This is a genomic window from Flavobacterium limicola, assembly GCF_003634755.1.
Lineage (GTDB): Bacteria > Bacteroidota > Bacteroidia > Flavobacteriales > Flavobacteriaceae > Flavobacterium > Flavobacterium limicola.
In genome coordinates, this window is sequence record NZ_RBXA01000001.1 from 1,136,488 (window position 1) to 1,151,831 (window position 15,344).

Annotated in this window: 14 protein-coding genes and 2 tRNA genes; 4 read left to right on the plus strand and 12 right to left on the minus strand. The window is 35.9% G+C overall.

What is annotated here, in order from left to right:
- Positions 1-44 precede the first annotated feature (44 nt).
- Together BC952_RS05080 and BC952_RS05085 are read right to left on the minus strand one after the other, a co-directional pair.
- Positions 45-117: transfer RNA gene (locus tag BC952_RS05080), tRNA-Met, on the minus strand.
- A 35-nt stretch (positions 118-152) separates the two neighbouring features.
- Positions 153-225 (minus strand) — tRNA-Met (locus BC952_RS05085).
- Positions 226-342: 117 nt separating this feature from the next.
- Here BC952_RS05085 and era point away from each other — a divergent pair.
- Positions 343-1,224, plus strand: a complete 882-nt coding sequence (gene era, locus BC952_RS05090; protein WP_113634912.1) for a GTPase Era — start codon at positions 343-345, stop codon at positions 1,222-1,224.
- A gap of 159 nt (positions 1,225-1,383) precedes the next feature.
- Here the strand turns inward: era and BC952_RS05095 are convergent, their stop codons facing one another.
- Positions 1,384-1,947 (minus strand): hypothetical protein, encoded by a 564-nt coding sequence (locus BC952_RS05095; RefSeq protein WP_121364517.1) that lies wholly within the window; start codon positions 1,945-1,947, stop codon positions 1,384-1,386.
- A gap of 41 nt (positions 1,948-1,988) precedes the next feature.
- Between BC952_RS05095 and der the strand changes: the two genes are divergently transcribed.
- Both der and BC952_RS05105 read left to right on the plus strand, forming a co-directional pair.
- Complete coding sequence (der, locus tag BC952_RS05100; RefSeq protein WP_113635069.1) at positions 1,989-3,299, plus strand: ribosome biogenesis GTPase Der; 1,311 nt, start codon at positions 1,989-1,991, stop codon at positions 3,297-3,299.
- A 79-nt stretch (positions 3,300-3,378) separates the two neighbouring features.
- Positions 3,379-4,170, plus strand: coding sequence for an SDR family oxidoreductase (locus tag BC952_RS05105; protein ID WP_121364958.1), 792 nt, complete (start codon positions 3,379-3,381; stop codon positions 4,168-4,170).
- 90 nt (positions 4,171-4,260) lie between these two features.
- Here the strand turns inward: BC952_RS05105 and BC952_RS05110 are convergent, their stop codons facing one another.
- From BC952_RS05110 to BC952_RS05150, 9 genes are all read right to left on the minus strand, one after another.
- Positions 4,261-4,500: a hypothetical protein gene (locus BC952_RS05110; protein ID WP_121364518.1), complete on the minus strand. Its 240-nt coding sequence runs from the start codon at positions 4,498-4,500 to the stop codon at positions 4,261-4,263.
- 114 nt (positions 4,501-4,614) lie between these two features.
- Positions 4,615-5,346 (minus strand): DUF2490 domain-containing protein, encoded by a 732-nt coding sequence (locus tag BC952_RS05115; RefSeq protein WP_121364519.1) that lies wholly within the window; start codon positions 5,344-5,346, stop codon positions 4,615-4,617.
- A gap of 179 nt (positions 5,347-5,525) precedes the next feature.
- Positions 5,526-8,123 carry a TonB-dependent receptor gene (locus BC952_RS05120; protein WP_244200096.1) on the minus strand — a complete coding sequence of 866 codons (2,598 nt, stop codon included), beginning with the start codon at positions 8,121-8,123 and terminating at the stop codon, positions 5,526-5,528.
- Positions 8,124-8,344: 221 nt separating this feature from the next.
- Positions 8,345-8,758: an RrF2 family transcriptional regulator gene (locus BC952_RS05125; RefSeq protein ID WP_121364521.1), complete on the minus strand. Its 414-nt coding sequence runs from the start codon at positions 8,756-8,758 to the stop codon at positions 8,345-8,347.
- Between the two features lie 109 nt (positions 8,759-8,867).
- Positions 8,868-9,677 carry a TPM domain-containing protein gene (locus BC952_RS05130; protein ID WP_121364522.1) on the minus strand — a complete coding sequence of 270 codons (810 nt, stop codon included), beginning with the start codon at positions 9,675-9,677 and terminating at the stop codon, positions 8,868-8,870.
- The gene (locus BC952_RS05135; protein WP_121364523.1) at positions 9,677-10,114 is read right to left on the minus strand and encodes a TPM domain-containing protein; all 438 of its coding nucleotides are present in this window, start codon (positions 10,112-10,114) and stop codon (positions 9,677-9,679) included. The genes BC952_RS05130 and BC952_RS05135 overlap by 1 nt, the downstream gene beginning before the upstream one ends.
- A gap of 150 nt (positions 10,115-10,264) precedes the next feature.
- Positions 10,265-10,852 (minus strand): LemA family protein, encoded by a 588-nt coding sequence (locus BC952_RS05140; protein WP_121364524.1) that lies wholly within the window; start codon positions 10,850-10,852, stop codon positions 10,265-10,267.
- A gap of 65 nt (positions 10,853-10,917) precedes the next feature.
- Entirely contained in the window at positions 10,918-11,250 is a 333-nt protein-coding gene (locus tag BC952_RS05145) for a MerR family transcriptional regulator (protein WP_091165014.1), read from the minus strand.
- Positions 11,251-11,339: 89 nt separating this feature from the next.
- Positions 11,340-12,317: a M23 family metallopeptidase gene (locus tag BC952_RS05150; protein WP_121364525.1), complete on the minus strand. Its 978-nt coding sequence runs from the start codon at positions 12,315-12,317 to the stop codon at positions 11,340-11,342.
- 320 nt (positions 12,318-12,637) lie between these two features.
- Between BC952_RS05150 and alaS the strand changes: the two genes are divergently transcribed.
- Complete coding sequence (gene alaS / locus BC952_RS05155) at positions 12,638-15,274, plus strand: alanine--tRNA ligase (protein ID WP_121364526.1); 2,637 nt, start codon at positions 12,638-12,640, stop codon at positions 15,272-15,274.
- The last annotated feature ends 70 nt before the right edge of the window (positions 15,275-15,344 follow it).

Genomic DNA, 15,344 nt, shown 5'->3' on the forward strand with positions numbered 1-15,344 from the left:
TTAAAACGAAGAAACCCATCAAAATTTTGATGGGTTTTTCTAAGTAGCGGGAACAGGACTCGAACCTGTGACCTTCGGGTTATGAGCCCGACGAGCTGCCTACTGCTCTATCCCGCGATGTGCGTTTTGTAATCTCAATAAGGCTACCTTAGTAGCGGGAACAGGACTCGAACCTGTGACCTTCGGGTTATGAGCCCGACGAGCTGCCTACTGCTCTATCCCGCGTTGTTTCGGGTGCAAATGTACAACGAATTTCCGTATTTCCAATAAAAATTTTTAAAAATGTTTTATTTCGTCTATTGACTTGATATGTCTACCTTTGCACAATAAATTATAATAGAAATGTCACATAAAGCAGGTTTTGTAAACATCATCGGGAATCCAAATGTTGGGAAATCAACACTAATGAATGCCTTTGTTGGAGAACGATTATCAATTATTACTTCAAAAGCACAGACAACACGTCATAGAATTCTAGGAATTGTAAATGGGGAAGATTTTCAATTAATCTTATCGGATACGCCGGGAATCATCAAGCCAGCCTACGAAATGCAGGCGTCCATGATGAATTTCGTTAAGTCCGCTTTTGAAGATGCTGATATCCTTATTTATATGGTAGAAATTGGAGAGCAAGAATTGAAAGACGAAGCTTTTTTTAATAAAATCATTCACGCTACAATTCCAGTTTTGTTATTATTGAACAAAATAGATAATTCTAACCAAGAACAACTTGAAGAGCAAGTGGCTTTCTGGACTGCGAAAGTTCCTAATGCGGAAATTTTTCCAATATCAGCTTTGCAAAATTTTAATGTTCCCGAAGTTTTTGGAAGAATAATAGAATTGTTACCTGAATCTCCTGCGTATTATCCAAAAGATCAATTGACAGATAAACCGGAGCGTTTCTTTGTAAATGAAACGATCCGCGAGAAAATATTGTTGAATTACAGTAAAGAAATTCCATACGCAGTAGAAATTGTAACCGAAGAGTTTTTTGAAGATGAAAACATCATTAGAATCCGTTCTTTGATTATGGTGGAACGCGATACCCAAAAAGGAATCATCATCGGGCATAAAGGTGCCGCTTTGAAAAAAGTAGGAATGGATGCTCGTGCTGATTTAGAGAAATTCTTTGGCAAACAAATCCATATTGAGTTGTATGTGAAAGTGAATAAAAACTGGAGAAGCAACGCGAATATGCTGAAACGATTTGGTTATAACCAGTAATTTTTTCTGGTCCATATTTTCGAAAAATCAATATTTAGAATTCAATTTCTGGTATTGATTTTTTTTTAGCCCAGATAGCAGCGGCATCCTTTTGTGGTGTACCGAAACTTCGGGACACCACAAAAGATATAGCGGAGAGCTGGAATTGCTCCTAAGAAACTAAGATTCTATAATTTCCAAAAATAAATTTCCCAAATCATTCATTTGGTCGTGACCGTTACTTCGGATTTGTTTAGCTACAATATAGAGTAGAAACCAGGCGAAAATCATTAATCCCATTACGACTAAATCGAAAGTAATGGGGTTTTTAAGGATGTAATCAGTGTAAGCAATTCCGGAAAAAATCAGAAATATTCCCGCAATAATAAAATGGAAGAACATAAAAAGTGTCCATAAGGTTGGGTCAGGGCCAAATAATGCTCTGATATGAGTTTCGTTTTGGTCTATAGATTCCATTTCTATGTGCAAATGAGGCGACCAATAAGCTTTTTTTGTACCTTTTATGTTCAGCCAAATGTGATAACCACGAATTTTAACGAAGTAATCTTTGGACTTGATTTGGGTGTAATTGGCAAATTTAACTCTCAAAGCATCTATGTTTTGCGGAACATCTTTGTAAAATCGTAAGCGAAGCCTGAGCTCTTTATTGGCATCCATAGTAGTAAACTTGTAAGTATTAAAAGGATAAGGGTTTGCTAATATATCAAAAAAATAGATATTCATGGTTTTAAACACTACCTTTGCAAAATATTTGAATTTATATTATGAATAACATTGTTGCGATAGTAGGAAGACCTAATGTAGGGAAATCAACCCTTTTTAATAGGCTGATACAAAGAAGAGAAGCTATTGTAGATTCAGTATCCGGGGTGACCCGAGATAGAAACTATGGTAAAAGCGAGTGGAATGGAAAAGAGTTTTCCGTAATTGATACCGGCGGATATGTGCGTGGTTCTGATGATGTTTTTGAAGGAGAAATCCGTAAACAAGTCGAACTTGCTATTGATGAGGCTGATGTCATCATTTTTGTGGTTGATGTGGAAGAGGGAATTACACCTATGGATGATGTTGTTGCGCGTTTATTGCGTAAAGTGACTAAGCCAGTTCTTTTAGCGGTAAACAAGGTAGATAATGCCATGCGTGAGAAAGATGCTCTTGAGTTTTATAACTTGGGTTTAGGTGAATATTATACATTTGCGAGTATTTCAGGGAGTGGAACGGGTGATTTATTGGATGCATTGATTGATGCTTTTCCTGTGAAACCAGAACCAGTTCAAGAAGAAGTGGTTTTGCCTCGTTTTGCAGTTGTAGGACGTCCTAATGCAGGTAAATCAAGTTTTATCAATGCATTAATTGGTAAAGAACGTTTTATGGTAACGGATATCGCTGGTACAACCCGTGATGCAATTGATACAAAGTTTGACCGTTTTGGTTTTGAATTTAATTTAGTTGATACCGCAGGAATCCGTCGTAAAGCTAAGGTAAAAGAGGATTTAGAATTTTATTCTGTAATGCGTTCCGTTCGTGCGATTGAACATGCTGATATTTGTATCTTGATTATTGATGCTACTCGTGGTTTTGAAGGTCAGGATCAAAGTATATTTTGGTTAGCTGAGAAAAACCGTAAAGGAGTTGTAATTCTTGTTAATAAATGGGATTTGGTTGAAAAGGAAACCATGTCTACCAGAGATTATGAGGAGAAAATTAAAAAAGAATTAATGCCATTTACGGATGTGCCTATTCTTTTCGTTTCAGCATTAACAAAACAACGTTTGTTGAAAGCATTGGAAGCAACCGTAAAAGTGTATGAGAATAGACAACAACGCATTGCGACTTCAAAATTTAACGAATTTATGTTGAAAGTGATTGAAGCGTATCCGCCGCCAGCAACAAAAGGGAAGTATGTGAAAATTAAATATTGCATGCAATTGCCAACACAGACACCACAATTTGTGTTTTTTGCCAATATGCCACAATATGTAAAAGAACCGTACAAACGTTATTTGGAAAATAAAATTAGAGAAAAATGGGACTTTTCAGGAGTACCAATCGATATTTATATTAGAGAGAAATAATCTTTATTTCGATAATCACACTAGAAAGTTTATTGAGTTTGTAAAAGCTCGATAAACTTTTTTTATTTTTATGAAAAAAATGAATGCAATAAATGGCAAAATTGTGTGGATTACAGGAGCTTCAAGTGGGATAGGAGAAGCTTTGGCTTATGAATTAGCTAGCAAGAATTGTAAACTAATTCTTTCGGCTCGAAATGCGGAAGCTTTAGAAACTGTGAAATCGAAGTGTTCAACAGCAGAGGTTGTGATTTTGCCTTTTGATCTGTCTGATTTTGACAATGCTAAAAATCATGTAGAAAATGCCATTGCTGCCTTTGGGAAAATAGATATTCTAGTGAATAACGGAGGGGTTAGCCAACGCTCACTGATTGCTGACACCGATTTTGAAGTAGATAAAAAACTAATTGAAGTAGATTATCTTGGTACAGTTGCGCTGTCAAAAGCTTTGTTACCTCATTTTTTAAAAAATAAGAAAGGGCATTTTGTCACCGTTACTAGTCTAATGGGGAAGTTTGGGTCGCCATATCGTTCCGGCTATTGTGGTGCAAAACATGCTTTGCATGGTTTTTTTGATGTTTTGAGATTGGAACATCAAAAAGACAATATAAGTGTGACGCTTGTCTGTCCTGGATTTATTCAAACGAATGTGGCTAAAAATGCCTTGACTGCAGATGGGTCTAAACAAAATATAGATGATAAAGCAACTCAAAACGGAATGGCAACAAGTGTTTTTGCCAAAAAATTTGTGAAAGCAGTTGAGTCTGAAAAATTTGAAGTTTATATTGGCGGTAAAGAAGTACTAGGAGTTTATTTAAAACGATTTTTTCCTAAGTGGTTGCATCATTTTGTTTTAAAAAGTAAAGTGAGATAATCTGAATTTCAATAGTTCAAATTGATATTTATAAAATATAAAGAAATCCCGAGGAGTCGGGATTTTTTGTGTTAGAATGGATTCTAATGATTAGCTTTCTTCTTCTTTTTCCAAAGTTTCCATTGGATGGTCGCCGTACCAATCTTTAAAACTTTTTGTGGTTTTATAATCATCGGTTAGCACGGTGTAAACCATAAATAAGATTAATGGTATACCAACGCAATATAGGGTCATTATTACCGGTAAAGCAACATTAGTTTGACATAAACCGGCAAAAACAAAAACATAAATGGTAGTGAACCACACGAGTTTAATTGCAAAATTTTTCATGGCTATATCTTTTAAATAAAGTTACGGCACGAATTGTAAAAGTTTAGTTAATATGTTGATAATCAATATTTAAAATATTATCGATTGTGATTATAAATGCTCTTTATATCTTTTTTAGATTTTAATTTTATGAAAAATGCTAAATCGGATTATGTCTCTGTTGAAATAATCGATTCCATTGCTTCTTCTTTGGAAACTGTTTAGGTAACCGAGTTCAAATGCTAAATTGCTATTGAGTCCGTAGTGTAGGGCAGCATAAATTCTATTTTGATCAAACGTATTTTTAATTATTTTTTTCCCAAAATTGAACATTATTTCATCGGATACTAAGGCTTTTAATAACTGTTTTTCTTTTTTCCAAAAAATATAATCAGCTTGGAGTCGGTATCTGAATCTCCACGAAAATGTAGCACCACTCATTAATGATTCTTTATCGGCATTGCGAATAAATCGTTCTTCTAATTGAAAACGTTGCATCAGCGTTACTTTATTAACATTTAATTTCCAAGTAAGATCCTGCTGTCCTCTGTATTCAGGTGTATTGTAATCAGGATTAATTTCAGAGACTTGTGTGTCGACAGAGAAATAAGCAAAACCAGAACCGGTCTCTAAATGATCATTGATTTTATAGCGACCTTGAATTCGGACGACATATAAGTTTTCTTGCACTGGTTTTAGAAAAAGTCGGTTGTCAAATTCAGAATGCAAAGACCATTTTTCGTTTAGCAACAATTGATTGTAATAACGGGTCCAAAGAATACTTTGATGATCTATATTTTTTTCATCCGTTTGCGCTTGGCAAAGAACAGACAGCAGTAAGAATAAAATGACTCTAAATTTTTTCACGGAGCTTTATTTCAATTTTGGCAAATTTACATAAAGTCTATAAATCCTATAGGTATTGTTTTGTGTTTTTAAAAAGTATTTTACTATAACAGCTTTATAGTGTTTTAGGAAAAAAAAACAGCACCTTAAAACCTAAGTTTTATGAGTGCTGTTTCATATTTTAATTTTTTGAAAGTTTTTTAAAGTGAATATTTCAAGGTAATTCCGTATGTTCTTTGGTCGCCTAAAACGCCTGCATAATGTCCTGCATTTCCTCCAGCTGGTAGCAATTGCTCGAAGTAATCTTTGTTCAATAGGTTACGACCCCAAAAGTTTACAGATAATCCTTCGGTTGCTCTAAATCCAAAACGACCGTTAAAGATAGCGTAACCTTGTACCACCAAGTATTTTGAAGCTGATGGGCTAGATGAAAATTCAGAACGCGCATAAGAGTCAATTGCTACAAAGAATTTACCTAGGTTGCTAAAAAACTTAGCTGATTTGGTATATTCTCCGCCTAAACTTCCAGCCCATTTTGATACACCTGGTAAAGTACTTCCAGACACATCTTTGAAAGATACAGGAGCTCCCGTTTCTTCAAGAGGTAATGGAGCATTGGTGAATTTAACATATTTCCCATCCGTATAACTCAATGCACCGTTGAAGGCAAAATGTTCATTGATTACAAAACTAGCATCAACTTCGGCACCTCGTACACGTACTTTGTCCGCATTGGCTAGGTAACCACGATTTACCCCTAATTCAGCTGCTTGTACATTGGTTTGGAAATCTTTGATATCCGTATTGTACAAAGTCAGGTTTAAAATAGCTCTTTTAAACGGAGACGTTTTTACCCCAATTTCATAATGATTTACATCTTCAGGTCTAATGACAGCAAGATCAGCCAATGTTTGTCCTGCAGCAGGAGTAGGTAAACCGGCTACATTTACACCCACTGGTTTGTAACTTTTAGCATATGTAGCGTAGCCATTAATTTTATCAGTTGCTTTGTAATTCACCGTTATATTTCCTGAAAAGTCAAACTTGTCTTTGTTTGCAGAGAAGGTTTGGTTGGTGTACACCGCTCTTTTTATTGCTAATAATTGTGGATCGTTGGTTTGTAAACCACCATACGTTTGACGGTCGTAATTCGATTCTTTTTTGTCATAATTGTAGCGCAAGCCTGGAAGAATATGCAATCTATCAGTAATTTGCCAATCTAATTGACCAAACAAAGCCGCACTAACAGCATGAATATCAGCAATGGTGCGTATTCCGTAGCCCTCAAGTAATCCTGGTTCAGCCCATCTAGCAAGCGGTACAGGAGTTGTAACCCCATTATTGTTGTAGTTTACTGGCGATTGGGAAAAACGCCATTGTGCATTTCCAGATTCTTCTGTTCCTCTAATCTTAACCGTTTGATCGATAAAAAAGGCACCGACCACACCACTTAATTTGGATGTCACTTGTCCTGCATAACGAATTTCTTGTGTCAACTGCGTATGTCTGGCTGGGTTTTGTGATTTAGCCAAAACTTGAAGTCCTGTAAAATCTCTATCGTTTGAAGGATCCCAGTTCCAAAAACGCCATGCTGTTGTTGAGGTTAAGGTTCCTTTACCGATTTTAGTATCTACGTTAAGCGAGGCGCCACCTAAATCTTGTCCAGATCGCCATGGTGTATCGTGATCAATTTTACGGTCAAAAGCATTTCTGCTAGGGAGCTGATAATTTAAATCGGCAATGATGGCGTCAAATTGGCGGTAAGCAGCCCTTTTTGTTGGTGCTACACCAGCAATAACTTGTGCATATCCATCAGGACGCTGTGTGGTGATATCAGCTGCAAATAAAATGTTAGTATTTTCAGTAGCATTGTACAATAATTGTCCTCTAATTCCTTGATTGTTTAAGGTATTTGTTGCTCTTCCAGTCGCCACATTATCAATCAATCCATCTCTTTGTGTTCCCGAAAAAGAGATTCGTCCAGCCAGTTTTTTGCTCAACCCACCTGTAATGGATGTTTTAGCTTGAAGGAAACCGTAATTTCCGTAGCTTACTTCAAAATCAGCACCAGATGTAAAACTTGGTTTTCTGGTGGTAATGTTAAAAGCACCAGATGTCGTATTTTTACCAAAAAGAGATCCTTGTGGTCCACGCAATACTTCGATTCGATCAATATCTACAAAGTCTAAAGTGGTGGCTGCTGGACGCGAATAGTACACACCATCAACATAAAAACCAACTCCAGGATCAATACCATCATTAGTTAGTCCGTAAGGCGAACCAAGTCCTCTAATGTTGATACCTGTATTTCTGGGGTTTGAGGAATACAATTGTACAGAAGGGATTAATTCTTTCACTCGATTCACGTTGAAAGCGCCTGCTTGTTCAGCTTGTTTTCCAGTTACTACAGATACGGCAATTGGGATGTCCTGCGCTTTTTCTATTCTTCTGCGAGAAGTAACCACCACTTCAGAGAGTACTTTTTCTTCTCCGTATGAGATGATAATCTCCAGCGGTTTTACGTTGGTAGGCAATTCGGTAATTTTAATTTCTTTGGTATTGTAGCCCGCATATTGCACAATAAGCGTGAAGGGAAGTGACTTTGCTTCAATACTGAAGGATCCATCAGGTAGAGTTGTAGTAGTGTTTGTGGTGCCTTTTAGTACGATATTGACACCTACAATTGGAGTATCTTGTTCGTCTTTTACTTTTCCCTCAAGAATAACTTGAGCAAAAGATGTTGAGAAAACTAGTAAAAGTAATAAAGTGCTGCTTGTTTTTAGATAAATATTTTTCATTATAGTATGTATATGTAATTAGTAGAGTTTTTAATAAATTTTTTTATTTCTAACACATACACATCATACAAAGGATTGAACTGAATTCTAATTTGTTGAAATTTTGTAAAGAATTTTTTTCGTGCATCTTTCTCATGTTGCTTTAAATTAGGGTTACTATTGAAATCGGAGCAAATATATAATTAATTCTATAAAACTAGTAGAGTTTAAATTATATTTTTTTATTTTTTTACCAATGAAGCAATAGTAATACCTTGCATGGCCTTTAAAGTTTCCTCTCTAATGGTAATTAATCCGTGTCGTAGTAGGCATTCCGATTCATCGACGCAATCAGAACAGCGTTCGTAAAAATTCAATGATGCACAAGGAAGTAACGCAATTGCACCATCAAAAAGACGATGAATGTCGGCTAAAGTAATGTCGTTTTTAGATTTTAAAAGATAATAACCGCCAAATTTTCCTTGTTTACTTCCTACGAAATGGCCACGTTTTAAATCCAACAGAATCTGTTCCAAAAACTTTTTTGGAATAGAGGCCGCATCCGCAATTTCGATAGTTCGAGAAATATGGGTTTCTTCTTGTTGCGCTAAATATAGGAGGGCCTTTAGTGCGTATTTGGCTTTATGTGAAAGCATTTACTGGATTTGATTTATATTTTTTGAATAAATTAGACATGACAAATATTAAAAAGAGCTTTTGCTTTTTTGAATCTTGGTCCTTTTTTAGAAAGATGGAAACTGAATATTACCAGTCTCCACCAGATCCACCGCCAGAGAAACCTCCGCCTCCAAATCCACCGCCGAAACCGCCTCCGCCAAATCCACCACCAGATGAACCTCCGCCGAAACCACCTCCGCCACTGTTTCTTCCTAGGCTACTTAGAATAATTACATCCAATAAACTTGGACCTATTCCGCCACCTCTGTTACCGGAATTGCCGCCGTCTTTGTTTCGCGATATCAGCACCAGTATAATGATGACAATAATAATGATAGGCAAAATGGGGAATCCTTTATCTTTAGTTGCTTTAACTCGTTCGCCTTTGTATTTCCCTTTGAAAACATCAATAAGTGCATCTGTTCCTTTGTCAAGTCCTTTGTAATAACTTCCGGCTTTAAATTCAGGAATAATAATATTTCGGGTAATTTCTCCGCCTATACCGGCAGTCAATCGATCCTCAAGACCATAACCTGGTGAAATCCATATTTTTCTTTCGGCTTTTGCCAATAAAATAAGAACTCCATTATCTTCTTTAGCAGTTCCTCCAATTCCCCAAGTTTGTCCCCATTTTGGAGTAAGTATACCAATGTCTTCTCCTTTAAGGGTTTCTATCGTAACAATCACAATTTGGGTGGTTGTAGAATCAGAATATTTAATCAGTTTTTCTTCTAATTGTGCTTTTTCTGTTGCGCTTAAAACATTCGCATAATCATAAACAGAAGTCTGTAAAGTTGGTTTTTCAGGAATGGTAAATTGCGCAAAGCCAATTTGTGTGAATAACAAACAAACAAACAGCTTTAGGAAAATTGTAGTATTCTTTTTTTGTAATAGCATTATCCTCTAGATATTTCGTTTGATAATTCATTTGTATCGCCTTCCAGCCAAGGGAAATATTTCTGCAATTGTTCTCCGGCTCTGGTAATTCCATCGATAAGACCTTGCTTGAAATCTCCTTTTTTGAACTCAGTCACCATAATGTCTCGGGTACAATTCCAAAAATCATCCTGTACGACATCATTAATGCCTTTGTCACCACAAATTACAAAATGTCTGTCTTCTACAGCTAAGTAAATCAAAACACCATTTTTAAGCTCAGTTTCATCCATTTTTAGTTCATGAAAAACTTCCATGGCGCGATCATACGCATCCATGGAAGTTGTTTTTTCTATATGAACTCTAATCTCGCCAGAAGTATTTTTTTCAGCCATACGAATAGCTTCAACAATTTTTTGTTCTTCTTCTTTGCTTAAAAAATCTTCTACTTTTGACATTGAAATATTTTTGAGTTAAGATTAACGATTTTTGATTTCAGAATTATTAAATCCGTAATCAAAAACCGTTAATTTTTAAAGGTTGTTTCTTTAATTTAAATTTGATTTATTTTGACTTCTAAAAAATTTAAGAAGTCTAATAATCCAACTTTAGAATTTAACTTCAACTGGTTTATCTGCACCTTCAACTGCTGTAAAGTATGCTTTCTCTTTGAATCCGAATAATCCAGCAAATAAGCTGTTTGGGAACGTTTTGATATGAGAATTATAAGGTTTTACCGCTTCGTTAAAACGTGTTCTCGCCGTTAGAATTTGATTTTCAGTACTTGCCAATTCGTCTTGTAATTTCAAAAAGTTTTGGTTTGCTTTTAATTCAGGATACGCTTCAACAGTTACTAATAATCTTGATAATGCTGACGAAACGCCACTTTGTGCTTTGTTAAATTCCGCTAATTGTTCCGGAGTAATATTGGCAGGATCAACATTTACTGAAGTTGCTTTAGAACGCGCTTCAATAACTGCTGTCAAAGTTCCTTTTTCAAATTCAGCGGCACCTTTTACGGTATTTACTAAATTCCCAATAAGGTCATTTCTTCTTTGATATGCTGTTTGCACATCACCCCAAGATTGTTCTACATTTTGGTTTAACGTTACCGCAGTATTGTTAATTCCTTTAACCCAGCTGTAAATTACAAAAATTACAACTGCTCCGATAATCCAAGGCAAAAATCTTCTCATGTTTATTTAATTTAATGTTTATTATTTAATTGTTTAAAGTTTTAATTGGTAGGTAGTCATGCTGACTATAATTCGTTTTTAATATTTGTTAATTGTGTGCGTATCGTTTCTAATTTTCGAATTATTTCAAACTTATCTAATGTTTTCTTTTGTCCTTCTTTCAGATGGGTTTTGGCACCTTCCAGCGTAAAACCTCTTTCCTTTACTAAATGATAAATCAATTGTAAATTAGTGATATCCTCCGGAGTAAACATTCGATTGCCTTTCGCATTCTTTTTTGGTTTCAGAATATCAAATTCATTGTCCCAAAAACGAATCAGCGATGCATTCACGTCAAATGCTTTGGCTACTTCGCCAATACTATAATATCTTTTATCTTTAGAAAGCTCAATATGCATGTTTCTTTTATTTGACTTTTAATTCTGCAACCTGTAGACTTTTTTTCTATAACACCTGATCACTTAAAACTGATCACTTTTCTGGAGCATTAATCTAATGATTGATTCTCCTGGTTCGCCAATTGCGCGATTACAACATATTCCACTGCCGAAATATTTCCGTAATAAAAATTAAGCGGATTCACCACTTTTTTATCTTTTAAAACTTCATAATGTAAATGTGGAGCTTCAGATCTTCCCGTGCTTCCCACATAACCTATAACGTCACCTCGTTTTACGCGTTGTCCCGCTCGGGCTTTATATTTACTCAAATGTGCGTATAAAGTTTCGTATCCAAATCCATGCCGAATAACAATATGATTTCCATATCCGGAAGCAGTATTGTCTGCTTTTGCTACCACTCCGTCACCCGTAGCATAAATGGGCGTTCCTGTTTTTGCCGTAAAATCCATTCCTTCATGCATTTTCCTTGCTTTTGTAAAAGGATCCGTGCGATAACCAAAACCGGAGGCCATTTGTTTTAAATTTTCATTTCGTACTGGCTGAATGGCAGGAATGGCTGACAAAAAATCACTTTTGGCTTCTGCCAATTTCAAAATCACATCCAATGATTTGGACTGAACCGCTAATTCTTTACCAAGGACATCAATCCTTTTTGTGGTATTGATTACCAACTGTGAATTGTTATATCCTTCTAATAATTGATACCTGTTTTTGCCTGGTAATCCTGCTTTCCGAATAGAATCTGGAATTGCTGATTTGTTAAAATACACGCGATACAAATTATTATCCCTATCCTCAATAGCTTCAATAACACCATTTACCTGATCCATTTTTTTGTTCAGCAGCGCATAATTCAATTTCAAATTCTCAATTTCACGCGCTTGCAAACGGTCTTTTGGCGTTTCAAAATAAGGAGTATTTAATAAAACTACAAAACTCAAAAAACCAAACAACGCTGATGCCAATAAAAACAAGATAATAACACCAAATTTTATTCTTTTTCGTGTTTTTATTTTTCTATAGGCTAGATTTTCGGAATCGTAATAATATTTTACTTTCGACATATTTTAAAATACCCTATTTTTGCACACTGTAAAAAGGTTAGACGAACAAATTTAAGAAATGTTTCATTTGTTACACCCTTTTTTCAGGAATAAATAAAATAATGTGCCTATTCCAGCTATTCGTTACAAGTTCTCGTTTATAAATCTTTTTTTCTAATGAGCCAGCAGGAGCTTTCTCTAGGCGCTCTACCACCTCAAGAAAAAATAGATATATAAATCTCGAAGCTTTTCACTGCTATCTGGGGCAAAAAATGAATAGTAAAAGATGTAGTTTCAGGGATAATTAACTTTAAACCTTAAACTTTAAACTAAAATTAATAATGAGATCACAAGACGTACGTAAACAATTTCTGGATTTTTTCGCATCAAAAGGACACTTAATCGTTCCATCAGCACCTATAGTTCTTAAGGACGATCCAACATTGATGTTCAACAACTCAGGAATGGCGCAGTTCAAAGAATATTTTTTGGGGAACGGAACTCCAAAAAGCACCAGAATTGCCGATACACAAAAATGTCTTCGTGTTTCAGGAAAACATAATGATCTTGAAGATGTAGGTTTTGATACCTACCACCACACCATGTTTGAAATGTTGGGAAACTGGTCTTTTGGAGATTATTTCAAAAAAGAAGCGATCAACTGGGCTTGGCAACTTTTGACTGAAGTGTATAAAATCCCAAAAGAAAATTTATATGTTTCTGTATTTGAAGGAAATCCGGATGAAAATGTACCGTTCGATCAGGAAGCTTGGGATATATGGAAGGAATTAATTGACGAAGACCGCATCATTCTTGGAAACAAGAAAGACAACTTTTGGGAAATGGGCGACCAAGGACCTTGCGGACCGTGTTCAGAAATTCACGTTGACATTCGTTCTGCAGAGGAAAAAGCTTTAGTTTCAGGAAAAAGTTTAGTAAACAATGACCATCCGCAAGTTGTGGAAATTTGGAATAATGTATTTATGGAATTTAACCGTAAAGCTGATGGTTCTTTAGAAAAACTTCCTGCGAAACACGTTGATACCGGAATGGGTTTCGAACGTTTGTGTATGGCATTACAAGGGAAAACTTCGAATTATGATACCGATGTTTTTACGCCACTTATCGAAAAAGTAGAGCAAATTACAGGATTAAAATACACTTCAAACGAAGTTTTAAATATTAGCGAAGAGCAAAACAAAACCAATATTGCTATTCGTGTAGTGGTTGATCACGTTCGTGCGGTAGCTTTTGCTATTGCTGACGGGCAGTTACCATCAAACACAGGTGCTGGTTATGTAATTCGTAGAATTTTACGTCGTGCAATTCGTTACGGATTTACGTTCTTGAACACCAAAGAACCTTTCATCAATCAATTGGTTGCTGTTTTGGCCAATCAAATGGGGGAATTTTTCCCAGAAATCAAAGCGCAACAACAATTAGTTACCAATGTGATTCGTGAAGAAGAAGCTTCTTTCTTGAGAACACTAGACCAAGGATTACAATTATTAGAAAATGTAGTTGCCGAAACTAAAGGTTCAACCGTTTCTGGAACAAAAGCATTTGAATTGTACGATACTTTCGGATTTCCTATTGACTTAACGGCATTGATTCTGAGAGAAAAAGGATTCGAATTGGACGAAGCTGGTTTTAACGCTGCGATGCAAGAACAAAAAAATCGTTCCCGTGCTGCATCAGAGGTTTCAACTGAAGACTGGTCCGTTTTAATTCCTGGAAATTTAGAAACATTTGTGGGTTATGATCAATCAGAAAGTGACGTAAAAATCACCCGCATCCGTAAAGTTGACAGTAAAAAAGATGGTGTTTTATACCAAATCGTTTTAGATAACACGCCATTTTATCCAGAAGGTGGAGGACAAGTGGGTGACAAAGGAACGTTGGTTTCTGCAAATGAAACTATTGAAATCATCGACACTAAAAAAGAAAACAACCTGATTTTGCATTTTGCAAAAAAATTGCCAGAGAATGTTAACGCTGGTTTTGTGGCTAAAGTAAATCAGGATTTGAGAAGTTTATCTTCCAGAAATCACTCGGCTACACACTTGATGCACCAAGCCTTGAGAAGTATTTTGGGAACTCACGTAGAACAAAAAGGTTCGTTAGTAAATCCAAACTATTTGCGTTTTGACTTTTCGCATTTTGCTAAAATGACGGAAGCTGAATTGCAACAAGTCGAAGATTTTGTAAATGCAAGAATACAAGAGCAATTACCTCTTGTTGAAAGACGAAATATTCCTTTTGCGCAAGCAGTTCAAGAAGGAGCCATGGCACTTTTCGGAGAGAAATATGGCGATGAGGTTCGTGCGATTAAATTTGGCGAAAGCATGGAATTGTGCGGTGGAATCCACGTGAAAAACACAGCTGAAATCTGGCATTTCAAAATCGTTTCTGAAGGAGCGGTTGCTGCGGGAATTCGTCGTATCGAAGCGATTACAAGTGATGCGGTAAAAGCACATTTTGCTTCGTATGAAAATACATTGAATGAAGTGAAAGCTGCGTTGAAAAATCCTCAGGATATTTTGAAAGCTGTTCATTCGATGCAAGAAGAAAACGCCAAATTAGCGAAACAAATTGAGGCTTTGGTAAAAGATAAAGTCAAAAACTTGAAAGCGGGTTTAATTGCTGAAATTCAGGAAATAAACGGCGTTCAATTTTTGGCAAAACAAGTGGATTTGAATCCGGAAGGAGCAAAAGATTTAGCTTATGAATTAGGAAATTTAGGGAATAACTTATTTTTGGTTTTGGCTACAGCCGACCAAGATAAACCTATGTTAACCTGTTATGTTTCTAAAGAATTAGTTGCGGAGAAAAATCTAAATGCAGGACAAGTAGTTCGTGAATTGGGAAAATTTATTCAAGGTGGCGGTGGTGGACAGCCGTTTTTCGCTACAGCGGGAGGAAAGAATGTAGCTGGAATTCAACAAGCTTTGGAAAAAGCAATCGAGTTTGTAAGGTAGAAAAAAATTATTATGTGATAAAAACCCTTTTAGTACTGATGTTCTAAAAGGGTTCGTTTTTTTATTAAAA